A 14933-nucleotide genomic window follows, 5' to 3' on the forward strand; every position below is an offset into this window, starting at 1 on the left:
GCGAGTCAGGCTGCACCGAAAGACTGCGCGACCTGCTGGGCCAGCGCCTGTCCGCTCAGCCATGCGCCTTCGACCTTGCCGCCATTGAGCCAGTCGCCGCACAGGCCGATGCGCAGCCCGGCATTCCAGGCGCAGCCTGCGTCGAGGGCCGAATCGGTATCGGCGTAGCGCCAGCGGTGGGCCGACCACGCCTGCGGGGCGGGGGCACCGAGTCGGCCAAAGGCCTGCAGCAGCGCCGCGGCCACTGTTTCCGGCGTCTCTTCGATGTGCGCTTCGCTCCATTCGGCGCTGGCGTGCAGCAACCAGGTTTCCTGCGTGCCGCGGCCGGGCTTGCTGTTGTCGCGGGCGACCCAGCGCAGCGGACCGGAATTGACGAAGGCCGCGTCGAAAGAAAGGGCCACGGGGGCGTCGTAGCGCAGCATCAGCGCCCAGCTTCCGCGCATCACGGCGCCGGCGGCGATGGCGGCCAGATCCGGCGCCACAGCTTCCAGCAGCGGCACCGCCTGGGGGGCCGGCACGGCCAGCAGCACCGCGTCGAAGTGGCCTGGCAGTTGGCCGTGCTCGGCGGAGGTCATCTGCCAGCCCGCTGGCATGCGCTCGAGTCGGGTGATGGTGGTTTGCGCAGTCAGCTGAAGGGGGGCGGCCAAGAAGCGGGCCGGTGCGGTCATGCGCGGCACGCCGACAAAGCGTTCGAGTCGCGTTTCGCTGCGCTGGCCGTCGCCCTCGTTGAAAACCGCCAGCCGCATCGGCCACACGTCGGCTACGCCGGCAGCCTGCCAGCGCGCCACTTCGGCGCGAAAACCCGGATCGCGGGCGGTGAAGTACTGGGCGCCGTGGTCGCACTGCCAGCCGTCGCCGCGGCGGGTGCTCATGCGTCCGGCCGGGCCTCGACTTTTGTCGTAGACAAAAATATCAAAAGCGTTGTCGTAGAGATTTTTTGAGCAGGACAAACCCGAAATTCCTGCGCCGATAACGGCAATTCTTGGACTTTTATTCATTTTGTCCTAGACAAATAGGGTGGTGTCTCATGATACTAGGCGAAACGAGGCGCTCAAAGAAGGTTCTTCGGAGGCGCTTGGAAATCCGGGAGTGGTCGTGGAAAAAATCGCATTGATTACCGGCGCAGCCGGCGGACTGGGCCGGGCCCTGGCTGCAGAACTGGCGGAGGAGGGCTGGCGGCTGATCGTGGTAAGTCGCGATGCCGGGCGGCTGGCCGAGGCTTTCGGCACCGCGCATCTGCACATCGAGGCCGATTGCAGCAGCGTCGCGGGCGTTCAGAAGGTGTTTCAAGTGGCGGCGGCACACCAGATGGTGCCGGAAGCCCTGGCCCACTGCGTTGGCAACATCCGGCTGGGGAGCGTGCACCGCATGGCCGAGGCGGATTTCGACGATTGCCTGCGGGCGAACCTGATCAGTGCGTTTCACACGCTGGGCGGGTTTGTCGGTGCCTTGCGCAGCGCGCGCCGCCCCGGTGCCGCGGTACTGGTTTCGTCGGCCGCCGCGCAGATCGGCACGCCCAACCACGAGGCCGTGGCCGCCGCCAAGGCAGGGGTGGAAGGCCTCGTGCGCGCTGCGGCGGCCAGCCACGCCGGGGCCGGCATCCGCGTAAACGGGGTGGCGCCCGGCATCATGGAAACGCCGGCCTCGGCCGGCATCATCGGCAGTGCCACGGCCCGCGAGGCGGCGGCCAGGCAATACCCGCTACCGGGCATCGGCTCGCCGCAGGAACTCGCCCGTCTGATGGCATGGTTGCTGTCCGAACAGGCCGCGCGGGTGACCGGCCAGGTGTGGTCGATAGACGCCGGCTTTTCGCAGATCCGCCCCCTCGTCAAGTGAGCTGCCATGTACAACGCGAGCACTGACACCTTGCCTGGCAGCGTGGCCTGGCTGGGCTACGGCGGGCTGTTGCCCTTTGTGGGCACGGCGCTGGCCATTTTTGTCGATCCCCATCACGCTGATTTGTGGAGCGATGCGCTGATGGCCTACGGCGCGGTGATCCTGAGTTTTGTCGGCGCATTGCACTGGGGGTTTGCGATGAGCCTGCCCAGCCTCGATGCCGGATGTCGCCGGGCCTGCTTTATCTGGAGCACGGTGCCGGCGCTGATGGCTTGGCCGGCGACGCTGCTGGAGCCCCTTGATGCCGGCCTGCTGCTGGTGACCGGTTTCTTGGTGCATTACTGGCAGGATCGACGCCTAGCCGCTCGGGCACGCTTGCCGGGCTGGTATCTGCCGCTGCGCCTGCGCCTCACCGCGGTGGCCTGTGGCAGCCTCCTGGCCGGTGTATTTCTCGTGTCGGTTTGATGGCGACCAAGCCCGAACGCAGTGCCTTCGCCGTGCCCACCGGGCGCCTGTCGCGGCTTGCCCGCCTGGGGAGCCTGGCGTCCGGGGTGGCGGGTGGCATGCTGGCCGAAGGGGCGCGGCAACTGGCCGGCGGGCGACGGCCCCGGGTGGGCGAGCTGCTGCTCACGCCGGCCAACGCCCGCCGCGTGGCTGAGCAACTGGCCCAGATGCGCGGTGCGGCGATGAAAGTCGGCCAGTTGCTGTCGATGGATGGTGGAGATCTGTTGCCCCCCGAGCTGAGTGAAATCCTGTCGCGCTTGCGCTCGGATGCTCGTCCGATGCCCATGAGCCAGCTGGTACCGGTGCTGGCGCAAAACTGGGGGGAGGGCTGGGAGCGCCATTTCAGGCGCTTCTCGTTCACCCCTATGGCGGCCGCGTCGATCGGCCAGGTGCACGCTGCCGAGGCGAGCGACGGCAGCCGGCTCGCCATCAAGGTTCAGTACCCCGGCGTCAGGCAGAGCATTGCCAGCGATATCGACAACGTTGCCGGTTTGTTGCGGATCTCCGGCCTGTTGCCCAAGACCCTGGACGTATCAAGCTTGCTCGAAGCGGCCAAACAGCAACTCCACGAGGAAGCCGACTACCTGCTGGAAGGGGCCCGCCTGACGCGCTACCGGGCGCTCTTAGCCGATCGCCCGGCGTTTTTGCTGCCGCAAATGCGGGCGGAACTTAGCACGCCGGGCATTCTCGCCATGTCCCGCGTGGATGGCGTGGCGATCGAGTCGCTGCAGGATGCGCCGCAGCCCGAGCGGGACCGGCTGGTCGGCCTGTTGTTCGAGCTGCTGTTTCGCGAGATCTTCGAATTCCGCCTCGTTCAGACCGATCCCAACTTCGCCAACTATCTTTACGAGGTGGCGACAGGCCGCTTGATCCTGCTCGACTTTGGCGCTACCCGCCCCTTTGACGAAGGCCTCTCCGAAACCTACCGGCGCCTGCTCACGTCGGCGATGCGGAGCGAGCCGGCCGGCCTTGAAGCCGCAGCAGCCGACATCGGCTATGTGTCAGAGGCGCTTGAGGCGCGACATCGCCACGCCGTGCTCGAGATGATCACGCTGGCCTGCGAACCCTTGCGCCAAGTCGGCCCCTTTGATTTCGGCCGTTCCGATCTGTCGCTGCGCATGCGCGATGCGGGCGTGAAGCTCGGACTGGACCGGGATTTCTGGCACATCCCGCCGGTCGATACCCTGTTTTTGCACCGCAAGCTCGGCGGGCTTTACATGCTCGCTGCCCGGCTCAAGGCGCGGGTCGATGTCAGGGCGCTGTTTGCGCCCCACGCGGGCAGTCGGGCGGCGGGGGAGTAAGCGGGGCCAGGTGGACCAGGAGGTACACAACCCGGGCCGGGTCATTGCCTTGATGCGGGCCAGTTTGGCAATGTCGTGCTCCTCAGTAGGCGTCGCCCTGGGCCTGTTGAATCTTTTCCAGAGGAGCCTTTGTTTCTGCCTTGCCTTCGAGCACCCCGACCGGTAAGTTCCGGGGACTGTGCCTCTGGTCTGCGCAGGCGCATGTCATCACGTTGCGCAGGATGCTCGAGAGCAACGTCCGGTCTGAACCGGTCTTGTGGTGGGCGAGTTTGTTGCAGAGGCTGTGTTTCCCGGCGTTGGGCCACGGCAAGAGCTTGGCGGCGGGCGGGGCATGTGCAGTCGGATAGAGGGGGCAGCCGGCTGCACCGTTATTGCAGCAGAACCGGCCTCACGGCGTGAAGAGCGGCCGAGATCGCCATCGCGTCGCATCGGGCGCGGAGACAGCGGAGTGGTCACGCCTTGATGGGTGATCCTGTGTCCGGCAGCGCCTGCCCAGGACCAGCAATCGACCAGACAACAAAAAAGCCAACCCTCGCGGATTGGCTTTTCTGCTTGCTTGTCTTGGCTCCTCGACCTGGGCTCGAACCAGGGACCTACGGATTAACAGTCCGGCGCTCTACCGACTGAGCTATCGAGGAACAGAGGCGCGCAGTATAGGTAGACGTTTTCGAAACGTCAAGCCGACCTGCGCAGATTTTTACCCCCGGCTTGGCCGGGGGCGGTGCAGCGGAAGTTTAGGCCTTGATGACGGCGGCGATGGCGTCGGCGACGTAGTCGAGGTTCTTGCTGTTCAGCGCGGCCAGGCAGATGCGGCCGGTGCCGACGGCGTAGATGCCGAACTCGGTCTTCATGCGTTCGACCTGCGCGGTGGTGAGACCCGTGTAGGAGAACATGCCGCGCTGCTTGATGACGAAGGAGAAGTCCTGGTCGATGTTACGGGCAGCCAGCTTGTCGACGAGGCCGGTGCGCATGGCGCGGATGCGGTCACGCATGCCGGCCAGTTCGGCTTCCCACTGGGCACGCAGCTCGGGGGTGGACAGCACGGCCGCCACGACCGCGCCGCCGTGGATCGGCGGGTTGGAGTAGTTGGTGCGGATCACGCGCTTGAGCTGGGACAGCACGCGGGCGGACTCGTCCTTGTTCTGGGTGACGATGGACAGGGCGCCGACGCGCTCGCCATACAGCGAGAAGCTCTTGGAGAAGGAGCTGGACACGAAGAAGGACAGGCCGGAGGCGGCGAACAGGTTCACCGCGACGGCGTCCGGCTCGATGCCGTCGGCGAAGCCCTGGTAGGCCATGTCGAGGAAGGGGATGAGGCCGCGGGCCGCACAGGCCTTGACCACTTCGGCCCACTGGGCTTCGGTGAGGTCGGCGCCGGTGGGGTTGTGGCAGCAGGCATGCAGCACGATGACGGAGCCAGCCGGCAGCGTGTTGAGCTTGGCGATCATCGCCTCGGCATTGGCGCCGCGGGTTTCCGGGTTGTAGTACGGGTAGGTTTCGACCGGGAAGCCGGCAGCCTCGAACAGGGCGCGGTGGTTTTCCCAGGAGGGATCGGAGATGTAAACGGTGGCGCCGGAAACGACGCGCTGGATCAGGTCGGCGCCGATGCGCAGGGCGCCGGTACCGCCGAGGGCCTGGGCGGTGACGACGCGGCCGTCACGGATGAGGGCGCTGTCGGCACCGAACAGCAGGTTCTGCACCGCGCTGTTGTAGGCGACGGGGCCTTCGATGGGCTGGTAGCCGCGCGGAGGGGCCGCTTCGAGGCGGGCCTTTTCGGCGGTCTTGACGGCGGCCAGCAGGGGAATCTTGCCGTTGTCGTCGAAATAGACGCCAACGCCGAGGTTGACCTTGGTGCTGCGGGTATCCGCGTTGAAGGCTTCGTTCAGGCCAAGAATCGGATCGCGGGGGGCCATTTCCACCGCAGCAAAGATCGAAGAGCTCATGGGGTCTCCAAAAGGGGCGAAGGGAGCGGGGCACTTTGTGCCGTCCGCTGGGCGATAATACGGAGTTGCCCGTGGAACACGCGGGCGCCGCCGATGGACTTAAGACAGAAATTTTATCATGGCCGATCAATCCGATAGCGGGCGTGTGGTGGTTTTCGAAGGCAGCCCGTTCCGACTCCACCAACCTTTTCCTCCCGGCGGAGACCAGCCGGAGGCGATCCGCCAGCTTGTCGAGGGGATCGAAGACGGTCTGATGTTCCAGACCCTGCTGGGCGTGACGGGCTCCGGTAAAACTTACACGATGGCCAATGTTATTGCCCGTTGCGGCCGGCCGGCGCTAGTGCTGGCTCACAACAAGACACTGGCGGCGCAGCTCTACTCGGAGTTCCGCGAGTTCTTTCCAGAGAACGCGGTGGAGTACTTCGTCAGCTATTACGACTACTACCAGCCGGAAGCCTACGTGCCGTCCCGCGACCTGTTCATCGAGAAGGACTCGGCGATCAACGAGCACATCGAGCAGATGCGCCTGTCGGCCACCAAGAGCTTGATGGAACGCCGCGACGTGGTGATCGTGGCGTCGGTGTCGTGCATCTACGGCATCGGTGACCCCAGTGACTACCACAGCATGGTGCTGCATTTGCGCGAGGGTGAGCAGGTGGCCCACCGGGATCTCGTCCAGCGCCTGGTTGCCATGCAGTACTCCCGGGCGGACGTGGACTTCAAGCGCGGCACCTTCCGGGTGCGCGGCGACGTGATCGATATCTACCCTGCGGAAAACGCCGAGTACGCGCTACGGGTGGAGATGTTCGACGACGAGATCGAGCATCTGACCCTGTTCGATCCACTCACCGGCCACCTCAAGCAGAAGCTCAGCCGTTTCACCGTTTATCCGTCCAGCCATTACGTCACGCCGCGGGCCACGGTGCTGAAGGCGATTGAGGCGATCAAGGAAGAGCTGCGCGAGCGCATGGAGGTGTTCTACAAGGGAGGCAAGCTGGTCGAGGCACAGCGCATCGAGCAGCGCACCCGCTTCGACCTGGAGATGCTCAACGAACTGGGCTTCTGCAAGGGCATCGAGAACTATTCCCGCCACATGTCCGGGCGCAAGGCCGGTGATGCGCCGCCGACCCTGATCGATTACCTGCCGAAGGACGGCCTGATGTTCATCGATGAGTCCCATGTGTCGATCGGCCAGGTTGGAGCGATGTACAAGGGCGACCGCTCACGCAAGGAGAACCTCGTCGAGTACGGTTTCCGGTTGCCGTCGGCACTCGACAACCGGCCGCTGAAGTTCGAGGAGTTTGAGCGCCTGCTGCCGCAGACCGTTTTCGTGTCTGCTACGCCGGCAGCCTACGAGAAGGAGCATCAAGGGCAGGTGGTGGAGCAGGTGGTGCGCCCGACCGGGCTGGTTGACCCGACCATCGTGGTCAAGCCTGCCACCACTCAGGTGGACGACCTGCTCGGTGAGATCAAGCTGCGCCTCGCCGTGCAGGAGCGGGTGCTGGTGACCGTGCTGACCAAGCGCCTGGCCGAGGATCTGACCGAGTATCTGGCCGAGAACGGTATCCGGGTGCGCTATCTGCACTCTGATATCGATACCGTCGAGCGGGTCGAGATCATCCGCGACCTGCGCCTCGGCGAATTTGACGTGCTGGTGGGGATCAACCTGCTGCGGGAAGGTCTGGATATTCCCGAGGTATCGCTGGTGGCGATCCTTGACGCGGACAAGGAGGGCTTTCTGCGTTCCGAGCGCTCGCTGATCCAGACAATCGGTCGTGCGGCACGCCACCTGCACGGTACGGCGATTCTGTACGCCGACCGGATAACCGATTCGATGCGGGCTGCGATCGATGAAACAGAGCGACGGCGTGCCAAGCAGCTTGCCTTCAACGAGGCTAACGGCATTACGCCCAAGTCCGTGACAAAGCGCATAAAGGACATCATTGACGGTGTTTATGATGCAGATGCAGAGAACAAGAAGACCCCAGCGCTAGCAGAGGGGCGTGTGGACTATCAACTCCTGGACGAGAAGGCGCTGGCCAAGACGATCCGGCAGCTCGAAAAGGAAATGCAGGAGCACGCCCGCAACCTGGAATTCGAAAAAGCCGCTTCGGTCCGGGATCGTCTGTTTCGCCTGCGCCAGCAGGCTTTCGGTGCCGAGGGGCATGACTCCGCGGCATGAACCCAACATCTCAGGCTGAGAGAGACTGATCAACGTGGTGCTCGCTCTTGTACGTTCTGCCCGCCGCCTGCTTAAATGGCCGGTAGGAGGGGATTACAGAATGAAAATATTATTTGTTTGCACCGGCAACATTTGTCGGTCGCCTACGGCTGAGGGGGTCGCGCGTCGCTGGCTGGTGATGGCCGGGCTGGGTGAGTTGGTGGGTGTGGATTCAGCGGGAATCCAGGGGTATCACGTGGGTGAGGCGCCCGACCCCCGTTCCCAGTCGGCTGCCTTGCGGCGTGGTTATGATCTTTCCCGGCTTCGGGCGCGTAAGGTTGAACCCAAGGATTTCGAAGAGTTTGACTTGTTGCTGGCGATGGACCGGGATCATTTCCAGTACCTGCGCGACAAGGCGCCGGAAGGCAAGCGCCACAAGGTGCGCATGTTTATGAGCTACGCCCGCATGGTGCGGCGGGACGATGTTCCAGATCCCTACTATGGTGGGGCGACGGGTTTCGACGCCGTTCTCGATATGTGCGAGGACGCGGTGCAGGGGCTTATCGACGAGATTCTTCCGGAGGTCAATCGTCGCCGCCAGTCGGTGAGCTGAGAAGCGCCGGCAAGAGACCATCGGGGGGCCTGTCTTCCGTTGAATGATGTAAAAAAGGCCAGCCTTTATCGGGCTGGCCTTTTTTTGCTGCTGCGGATGCGGGCTTACTTTGTGCCGGTTTCCACCTGGATCAGCGGCTCGTCAACAACCGGAGTGGTGACGCGGTTGCGGCGACGGCGTACCGGCTGGGGCGCTTCTTCAACCGCTACCTCGGTCTGGAAAGCCTTGACGGCATCCGCGCGGGTTTCCACCAGCACCAGGCCGCTGCCGGACAAGTCGATCGCTTCCGGTGCGGCGGCCACGATCGGTGTTGCTGGGCGGGTTTCCTGAGCGGTCTCGACGGGAGCCGCTTCCGCTTGCACAGGAGCCGGCTCCAGTTCCGCCACAACGCTCGGGATGGCCAGCTCCACGCCCGTTTCGGGCTGGGCTTCGGCCGCCGTTACGATCGGTGCCGCTGCGGTTTCGACTTCCACGACGGCGCTCGGCGCAGCTTCTGCTGCCACGGTGTCGATCGGGGCGGAGGCAGGCTCGCTCGGGGCGAGTTCTGCAGCCGACTGACCGATAGCCGCGACGGCCTGTTCGATCAGATCGGGCTTGGTCTGCGGCTGGGTAAGGCTTTCAGCGACCGGCAAGGCAACAGGCGTTGCTTCGACGATGGGCTGGGCCGGCGCTGCCGCTGCAGTTTCGACCACAGGCGCAGTCTCTACTGGCGCGGCTTCAGCTTCCGGAGCGGCGACCGCAACCGGAGCGGCTTCGGCGACCGAGGTGGTCTCGACGGCCTGGGCATCGCTGACGGCGGGCTGGGGCTTGGTGGCGACGGCTTCAGGAGCCGCCGCCTCGGTAGCGGACTGCCCCTCTTCACCAATCGCCAGTTCACCCTGGGCGGCGGCTTCGACGCTGTTGGCCTCCTCGTTGCGGCGGCCACCACGGCGGCCACGGCGGCTGCGGCGGCTGCGTTCGTTGCCTTCGCCTTCGGCTTGAGCCGGACCGGCTTCCACCGGAGCGGCTACCGCAGCCACGGCGTCGGCCGTTACCTGCTCGGCGCTGGCGACGATGCCTTCAGCCTCCGCGGCCTTGGGTGCCTGGTTGTTACGGCCGCGACGTTCGCCGCGCTCAGTGCGCTCACCGCGGCCTTCGCGCTCACCGCGTTCCTGGCGTTCGCCACGCTCCTGGCGCTCACCGCGCGGGCGCTTCTCGCGTTGCTCGGTCTGCGCCTCGCTGGCAGCGTTGCGTCCGCTTTCACGGGGCTCGCGGGGCTCGCGCGCTTCCCGGGCCTCACGGTTGTCGTTGCGCTCCTGGCGCTCGCTCCGTTCGCCACGCTCTTCACGCTGGCCATCCCGGCGGCCGCGGTTGTCGCGACCGTCACGGCGGTTGCGCTCATTGCGCGGACGGGACTCGCGGCGCGGCGTTTCGGGGTGTGCGACGACCGGTGCCGGTTCGGGCTGCTTCTCACCACGGAAGAAAGCGAAGATACGGGCCAGCAGGCCGGGCTGGCTTTCCGGCACAGCGGCGACCGGAGCGGCCTTGGCTTCGACGACCGGTGCGGGCTGGTCGGGGGTGATGCCCTTGACGGCAGCTTCCTGGCGCACCGGGCGCTCGGGGTTGGCCGACGGCGGCGTGTAGGTTTCGCCGGCCGGCTTGGTGGCCATGCGATAGCTCGGCAGGCTGGTGTCTTCGCTGTTGAGCTGGTCGTGGCGCAGGCGGACGATCTCGTGCTGCGGGGTTTCCAGGTGGCGATTGGGGATCAGTACCAGGTTGACCTTGTGGCGCAGCTCGATCTTGGCGATGTCGTCGCGCTTCTCGTTGAGCAGGAAGGTCGCTACATCCACCGGAACCTGGCAGTGCAGGGCGCCGGTGTTGTCCTTCATGGCTTCCTCTTCGAGGATGCGCAGGATGTGCAGGGCCGACGATTCGGTGCTGCGGGTGTGGCCGGTGCCGTTACAGCGCGGGCAGGGGATGTAGCTGGTCTCGGCGAGGGCCGGGCGCAGGCGTTGGCGGGACAGCTCGAGCAGGCCGAAACGGCTGATCTTGCCGGTCTGCACGCGGGCACGGTCGTAGCGCAGGGCGTCGCGCAGGCGATTCTCGACTTCGCGCTGGTTCTTCTGCGACTCCATGTCGATGAAGTCAATGACGATCAGGCCGCCAAGGTCGCGCAGGCGCAACTGGCGGGCCACTTCGTCGGCGGCTTCGCAGTTGGTCTTGAAGGCGGTTTCCTCGATGTCCGCACCGCGGGTGGCGCGACCAGAGTTCACGTCCACGGACACCAGCGCCTCGGTGTGGTCGATCACGATGGCTCCGCCGGACGGCAGGCTGACCTGGCGCGAGTAGGCGGATTCGATCTGGTGTTCGATCTGGAAGCGGGAGAACAACGGCACGTCGTCGTGATAGCGCTTCACGCGGTTCACGTTCTGCGGCATCACGTGGGCCATGAACTGGCGCGCCTGCTCGTACACGTCGTCGGTGTCGATCAGGATTTCGCCGATGTCTGGCTGGAAGTAGTCGCGGATCGCACGGATCACCAGGCTGCCTTCCTGGTAGATCAGGAAAGCACCAGCCTGGGACTCGGCGGCGCCGTCGATGGCGCGCCACAGTTGCAGCAGGTAGTTCAAGTCCCACTGCAGCTCTTCGGCGTTACGGCCGATGGCTGCGGTGCGGGCGATCAGGCTCATGCCGCCCGGGACTTCGAGCTGGTCCATGACGTCGCGCAGTTCGGCGCGCTCGTCACCCTCGACGCGACGGGATACACCGCCACCACGGGGGTTGTTGGGCATCAGCACCAGGTAGCGGCCGGCCAGGGAGACGAAGGTAGTGAGTGCGGCCCCCTTGTTGCCACGCTCGTCCTTCTCGACCTGGACGATCAGCTCCTGGCCTTCCTTCAGTGCTTCCTTTATGGACGCACGGCTGGCTTCGACGCCAGGCTGGAAGTAAGAGCGGGAGATTTCCTTGAACGGCAGGAAGCCGTGGCGCTCGGCGCCATAGTCGACGAACGCGGCTTCGAGGCTGGGCTCGATGCGCGTAATGACGGCTTTGTAGATGTTGCTTTTACGTTGTTCCTTGGCGGCCGACTCAATGTCGAGATCGATCAGTTTCTGACCGTCGACAATGGCAACGCGGAGTTCCTCGGCCTGCGTTGCATTGAAGAGCATGCGCTTCATTCGTCTTCTTCTCCCGCGCAGCACACGGGCAGGACGAACCGCGCCACCGCTTAACAGCGGTGACTTAGTTTGGCGTTGTCGCGACTATCCTTCATCGAGGGGAATATCAAACTAAAGTGGGCGGCGGGGTTCGTCTATGCACCCTGAACCGCGATTTTCCGCTGGGGACCGTGATTGGCCTGTGGGCACGACTGGTCTCGCAACTCCTCTGCCGTGTCGTACTCTCGGGTACGACGGCATTTCCCTTTGCGACCTCGGGCCTGCTCTCCAGGACTGCTTCACCGTCCCTGAATTCAGGGCCGTCAAACTGCGTGTGCGCTAACGCGCAATAAGTACAAGTTTATTGTCGAATACAGTACCATCGCCCTCTTTTTGTCTGGCGATGGACCTTCCTGCGGTGTTTCGGGAGCGGGTGTGACCCTGGCTGACCAAGGTCGAGTCGCTCCGGCGTGGCACGGGCCGGTGTTGAAGTCTTCACAACACGCTTGGGCAAGTGCGCCGCATCAGAACCGAAAACCGCTCGCCAGTATATTTCAAAAAGATGGCCTTGAGTAAAGCCCCCTCCGTGATGCGGGTCAGCGTCGATGACGCGAGCGCTGGGCAGCGCATCGACAATTTCCTGGTGCGCGTCTGCAAGGGCGTGCCGAAGAGTCACGTGTATCGCATCCTGCGTAGCGGTGAGGTGCGCGTTAACAGCAAGCGAGTCGATCAGACCTATCGCCTGCAACTCGGCGACGAAGTGCGTATTCCGCCAATCCGCTTGGCTGAGAAGGCGGCGGAGCCCGCGATACCGGTCGGCAAACCCTTCGACATCGTTTTTGAGGATGATGCGCTGCTGGTGCTCGACAAGCCGGCCGGGCTGGCCGTGCATGGGGGGAGTGGCGTCAGTTTTGGCGTTATCGAGCAGTTGCGCCGCCAGCGACCGGAGGCGAAGTTCCTCGAACTGGTGCATCGCCTCGACCGGGAAACCTCGGGGCTGTTGATTGTCGCCAAGAAGCGCAGCGCGCTGACCGTGCTGCACGACATGATGCGCGAAGGCAAGGTGCGCAAGCGCTATCTGACCCTGGTGGCCGGGCGCTGGCTGAATCCGATGCAGCATGTAAAGCTGGCCCTGCACAAATACCTGACCGAAGGCGGTGAGCGCCGCGTCAGCGTGAACCCCGAGGGGAAGCCGGCACACAGCATCGTCAGGCTGCTGAAACGCTGGCAGAACTACAGCCTGGTCGAGGTCGAGCTGAAGACCGGCCGCACGCACCAGATCCGCGTACACCTGAGCCACTTGGGCTTCCCTTTGTGCGGTGACGACAAATACGGGGATTTTTCCCTCAACAAGCAACTCGAAAAGCAGGGCTTCAAGCGGATGTTCCTGCACGCGGCGAAACTCGCCTTTCATCACCCGCTGACTGACCAGTTGATCGAGTTGGAGGCGTCGCTGCCGCCGGAGCTGGAGCGCCATGTGGTGCAGGTCGAGCAAACGGAGGAGAGAGAATATGGCTAAGCGTTTCGAGCTGATCGTCTTTGATTGGGATGGCACGCTGATGGATTCGGCGGCGGCCATCGTGCGTGCGATCCAGGCGTCGGCGGCCGATCTTGGCCTGCCGGTGCCGTCGGATGCCCGTGCCCGTCACGTGATCGGCCTTGGCCTTAACGATGCGCTGCATTACGCCGTGCCCGAGCTGGCGGAGTCGGATTATCCGCGCATGGTCGAGCGTTACCGCTATCACTACTTGTCCGGTGACGATCAGCTGACGCTGTTCGATGGCACGGTCGAGCTGATTGCGGGCCTGCGTGAGCGCGGCCACTTGCTGGCGGTGGCGACCGGCAAGAGCCGCAAGGGGCTGGAGCGGGCGCTGTCGTTTTCTGGGCTGGGTGAATATTTCCATGCGACCCGCTGTGCCGATGAGTGTTTCTCCAAGCCGCATCCGGCCATGCTTGATGAGCTGATGGATGAACTGGGCGTGGCGCAGGCGTCCTGCCTGATGATCGGCGATACCACCCACGATCTGCAGATGGCGAAGAATGCCGGGGTGGCAGGGCTGGCGGTGAGTTTCGGTGCGCACCCGGTGGAGCAGCTGCAGGCCGAGGTGCCGCTGGCCTGCGTGCACACGCCGGCGGAGTTGCGGGAATGGCTGGAACGCAACGCTTGATCTGCCCGTCGGACGCGGTCCGAGAGGGTGAGGACGGGGTGCGCTTCAGCGTGACCCGTGTCACGGGAGAAGAGCCGGCCTTCGTCGTGCGTTTCCGTGGGCATGTGCATGCTTACTTGAATCGCTGCGCCCATGTGCCGATCGAGCTGGACTGGATGCCCGGACGTTTTTTCGACGATGAGCGTCTTTACCTGATCTGCGCGACTCACGGCGCCCTCTATGAACCGGAAAGCGGCCGCTGCGTGGCGGGGCCGTGTCGGGGCAAGCGCTTGTTGGCGCTGTCCGTCGAAGAGCGCGACGGAATGGTATTTCTTGTGACGAATAGCGATGGACGAGAACAGGTCTGAGCATTGGGAGCGCCGGGTGCTGGAAAAGCTGGCGCTGGAGGGGCTGGCGGAGCAGAAGCGGCGGCGGCGCTGGGGGGTGTTCTTCAAGCTGGTCGCCCTGTTCTACGTGGGGCTCGCGATGTGGATCCTGGGCGACTTCGGTGCCGCGGAGCCGCTCGATGGCGGGCGCTTCACTGCGCTGGTGAGCGTCGACGGCGTGATTGCGCCGAAGGGTGAGGCGAGCGCCGAGCGGGTGGTGGCGGCGCTGCAGTCGGCCTTTGACGATGGTGGTACGCAGGGGGTGGTGCTGCGTATCAATAGTCCAGGTGGCAGTCCGGTGCAGGCGGGCATCATCAATGACGAGATCGCGCGGCTGCGTGCGCTGCATCCGCAGGTGCCCGTGTACGCGGTGGTTGAGGATGTCTGCGCGTCGGGCGGCTATTACGTGGCGGTGGCGGCGGACCGGATTTTTGTGGATAAGGCAAGCATCGTCGGCTCGATCGGCGTGCTGATGGATGGCTTCGGCTTTGCCGGGCTGATGGACAAACTGGGCGTCGAGCGTCGTCTGCTGACGGCTGGTGAGAATAAGGGGTTCTTGGATCCGTATTCACCGCAGAACCCTAAACAGTTGGAGCACGCTAAGGCCATGCTGGGTGACATTCACAGCCAGTTCATTGCTGCGGTGCGAAAAGGGCGCGGTACGCGCCTGAAGGAGACCCCGGAAATGTTTACCGGTCTGATGTGGACCGGCGCCAAGAGTGTTCAGCTTGGTCTGGCTGATGGCTTTGGCACCGTCGAGTCGGTGGCGCGGGATGTGGTCAAGGCAGAGAACGTTCGCGACTTCACGCAGAAGCCCGGGCTGGCCGAGCGTTTTGCGGAGCGCTTCGGCACTGATATGGCCGAAAGCCTGATGAATACGCTGGGCAAAACGACGGTGCGCTGACCGC

General features: G+C 64.5%; 12 protein-coding genes and 1 tRNA gene. 9 read left to right on the forward strand and 4 right to left on the reverse strand.

Going from position 1 to position 14933, the window contains the following annotated elements:
- Positions 1–5 precede the first annotated feature (5 nt).
- The gene (locus ACE3RX_RS14120) at positions 6–998 is read right to left on the reverse strand and encodes an NAD(P)/FAD-dependent oxidoreductase (RefSeq protein ID WP_374484858.1); all 993 of its coding nucleotides are present in this window, start codon (positions 996–998) and stop codon (positions 6–8) included.
- 97 nt (positions 999–1095) lie between these two features.
- Between ACE3RX_RS14120 and ACE3RX_RS14125 the strand changes: the two genes are divergently transcribed.
- The 3 genes from ACE3RX_RS14125 to ACE3RX_RS14135 are packed head-to-tail and all read left to right on the forward strand — an operon-like array spanning position 1096 to position 3641.
- On the forward strand, positions 1096–1836 hold the full coding sequence (locus ACE3RX_RS14125; protein WP_374484863.1) for an SDR family NAD(P)-dependent oxidoreductase: 741 nt from the start codon (positions 1096–1098) through the stop codon (positions 1834–1836).
- Positions 1837–1842: 6 nt separating this feature from the next.
- A complete protein-coding gene (locus tag ACE3RX_RS14130; protein WP_374484867.1) occupies positions 1843–2301 on the forward strand; it encodes a DUF3429 domain-containing protein in 459 nt (152 codons plus the stop codon).
- The gene (locus ACE3RX_RS14135; RefSeq protein WP_374484870.1) at positions 2301–3641 is read left to right on the forward strand and encodes an ABC1 kinase family protein; all 1341 of its coding nucleotides are present in this window, start codon (positions 2301–2303) and stop codon (positions 3639–3641) included. The genes ACE3RX_RS14130 and ACE3RX_RS14135 overlap by 1 nt, the downstream gene beginning before the upstream one ends.
- 562 nt (positions 3642–4203) lie before the next feature.
- Here ACE3RX_RS14135 and ACE3RX_RS14140 read toward each other — a convergent pair.
- Positions 4204–4279, reverse strand: a tRNA-Asn gene (locus tag ACE3RX_RS14140).
- Positions 4280–4375: 96 nt separating this feature from the next.
- Positions 4376–5584 carry an amino acid aminotransferase gene (locus tag ACE3RX_RS14145; RefSeq protein WP_374484872.1) on the reverse strand — a complete coding sequence of 403 codons (1209 nt, stop codon included), beginning with the start codon at positions 5582–5584 and terminating at the stop codon, positions 4376–4378.
- A 118-nt stretch (positions 5585–5702) separates the two neighbouring features.
- Between ACE3RX_RS14145 and uvrB the strand changes: the two genes are divergently transcribed.
- Together uvrB and ACE3RX_RS14155 are read left to right on the forward strand one after the other, a co-directional pair.
- Positions 5703–7766, forward strand: coding sequence for an excinuclease ABC subunit UvrB (gene uvrB / locus ACE3RX_RS14150; protein WP_374484874.1), 2064 nt, complete (start codon positions 5703–5705; stop codon positions 7764–7766).
- Between the two features lie 100 nt (positions 7767–7866).
- The gene (locus ACE3RX_RS14155; RefSeq protein ID WP_374484878.1) at positions 7867–8358 is read left to right on the forward strand and encodes a low molecular weight protein-tyrosine-phosphatase; all 492 of its coding nucleotides are present in this window, start codon (positions 7867–7869) and stop codon (positions 8356–8358) included.
- Between the two features lie 104 nt (positions 8359–8462).
- Here ACE3RX_RS14155 and ACE3RX_RS14160 read toward each other — a convergent pair whose 3' ends face one another.
- Positions 8463–11513, reverse strand: coding sequence for an Rne/Rng family ribonuclease (locus tag ACE3RX_RS14160; RefSeq protein WP_374484881.1), 3051 nt, complete (start codon positions 11511–11513; stop codon positions 8463–8465).
- Between the two features lie 541 nt (positions 11514–12054).
- On the opposite strand from ACE3RX_RS14160, the gene ACE3RX_RS14165 reads away from it, so the two are divergent.
- Genes ACE3RX_RS14165 through ACE3RX_RS14180 form a run of 4 tightly spaced genes read left to right on the forward strand, consistent with a single transcriptional unit; the run spans position 12055 to position 14929 of the window.
- Positions 12055–13011, forward strand: a complete 957-nt coding sequence (locus tag ACE3RX_RS14165; protein ID WP_374484886.1) for an RluA family pseudouridine synthase — start codon at positions 12055–12057, stop codon at positions 13009–13011.
- Positions 13004–13660 (forward strand): HAD-IA family hydrolase, encoded by a 657-nt coding sequence (locus ACE3RX_RS14170; protein WP_374484891.1) that lies wholly within the window; start codon positions 13004–13006, stop codon positions 13658–13660. Before ACE3RX_RS14165 ends, ACE3RX_RS14170 begins: the two co-directional genes overlap by 8 nt.
- Positions 13639–14007, forward strand: coding sequence for a Rieske (2Fe-2S) protein (locus ACE3RX_RS14175; RefSeq protein WP_374484895.1), 369 nt, complete (start codon positions 13639–13641; stop codon positions 14005–14007). Before ACE3RX_RS14170 ends, ACE3RX_RS14175 begins: the two co-directional genes overlap by 22 nt.
- Positions 13988–14929: a S49 family peptidase gene (locus tag ACE3RX_RS14180; RefSeq protein ID WP_374484897.1), complete on the forward strand. Its 942-nt coding sequence runs from the start codon at positions 13988–13990 to the stop codon at positions 14927–14929. Before ACE3RX_RS14175 ends, ACE3RX_RS14180 begins: the two co-directional genes overlap by 20 nt.
- The last annotated feature ends 4 nt before the right edge of the window (positions 14930–14933 follow it).

It is taken from the genome of Zoogloea sp., from assembly GCF_041914405.1.
GTDB lineage: Bacteria > Pseudomonadota > Gammaproteobacteria > Burkholderiales > Rhodocyclaceae > Zoogloea.

Coding starts and splice junctions, on each gene's coding strand:
- ACE3RX_RS14170 (WP_374484891.1), top strand. CDS start 13,004: ATGGCTAAGCGTTTCGAGCTGATCGTCTTTGATTGGGATGGCACGCTG.
- ACE3RX_RS14175 (WP_374484895.1), top strand. CDS start 13,639: ATGGCTGGAACGCAACGCTTGATCTGCCCGTCGGACGCGGTCCGAGAG.
- ACE3RX_RS14145 (WP_374484872.1), bottom strand. CDS start 5,584: ATGAGCTCTTCGATCTTTGCTGCGGTGGAAATGGCCCCCCGCGATCCG.
- ACE3RX_RS14160 (WP_374484881.1), bottom strand. CDS start 11,513: ATGAAGCGCATGCTCTTCAATGCAACGCAGGCCGAGGAACTCCGCGTT.
- ACE3RX_RS14120 (WP_374484858.1), bottom strand. CDS start 998: ATGAATAAAAGTCCAAGAATTGCCGTTATCGGCGCAGGAATTTCGGGT.
- ACE3RX_RS14130 (WP_374484867.1), top strand. CDS start 1,843: ATGTACAACGCGAGCACTGACACCTTGCCTGGCAGCGTGGCCTGGCTG.
- uvrB (WP_374484874.1), top strand. CDS start 5,703: ATGGCCGATCAATCCGATAGCGGGCGTGTGGTGGTTTTCGAAGGCAGC.
- ACE3RX_RS14155 (WP_374484878.1), top strand. CDS start 7,867: ATGAAAATATTATTTGTTTGCACCGGCAACATTTGTCGGTCGCCTACG.
- ACE3RX_RS14135 (WP_374484870.1), top strand. CDS start 2,301: ATGGCGACCAAGCCCGAACGCAGTGCCTTCGCCGTGCCCACCGGGCGC.
- ACE3RX_RS14180 (WP_374484897.1), top strand. CDS start 13,988: ATGGACGAGAACAGGTCTGAGCATTGGGAGCGCCGGGTGCTGGAAAAG.
- ACE3RX_RS14165 (WP_374484886.1), top strand. CDS start 12,055: ATGGCCTTGAGTAAAGCCCCCTCCGTGATGCGGGTCAGCGTCGATGAC.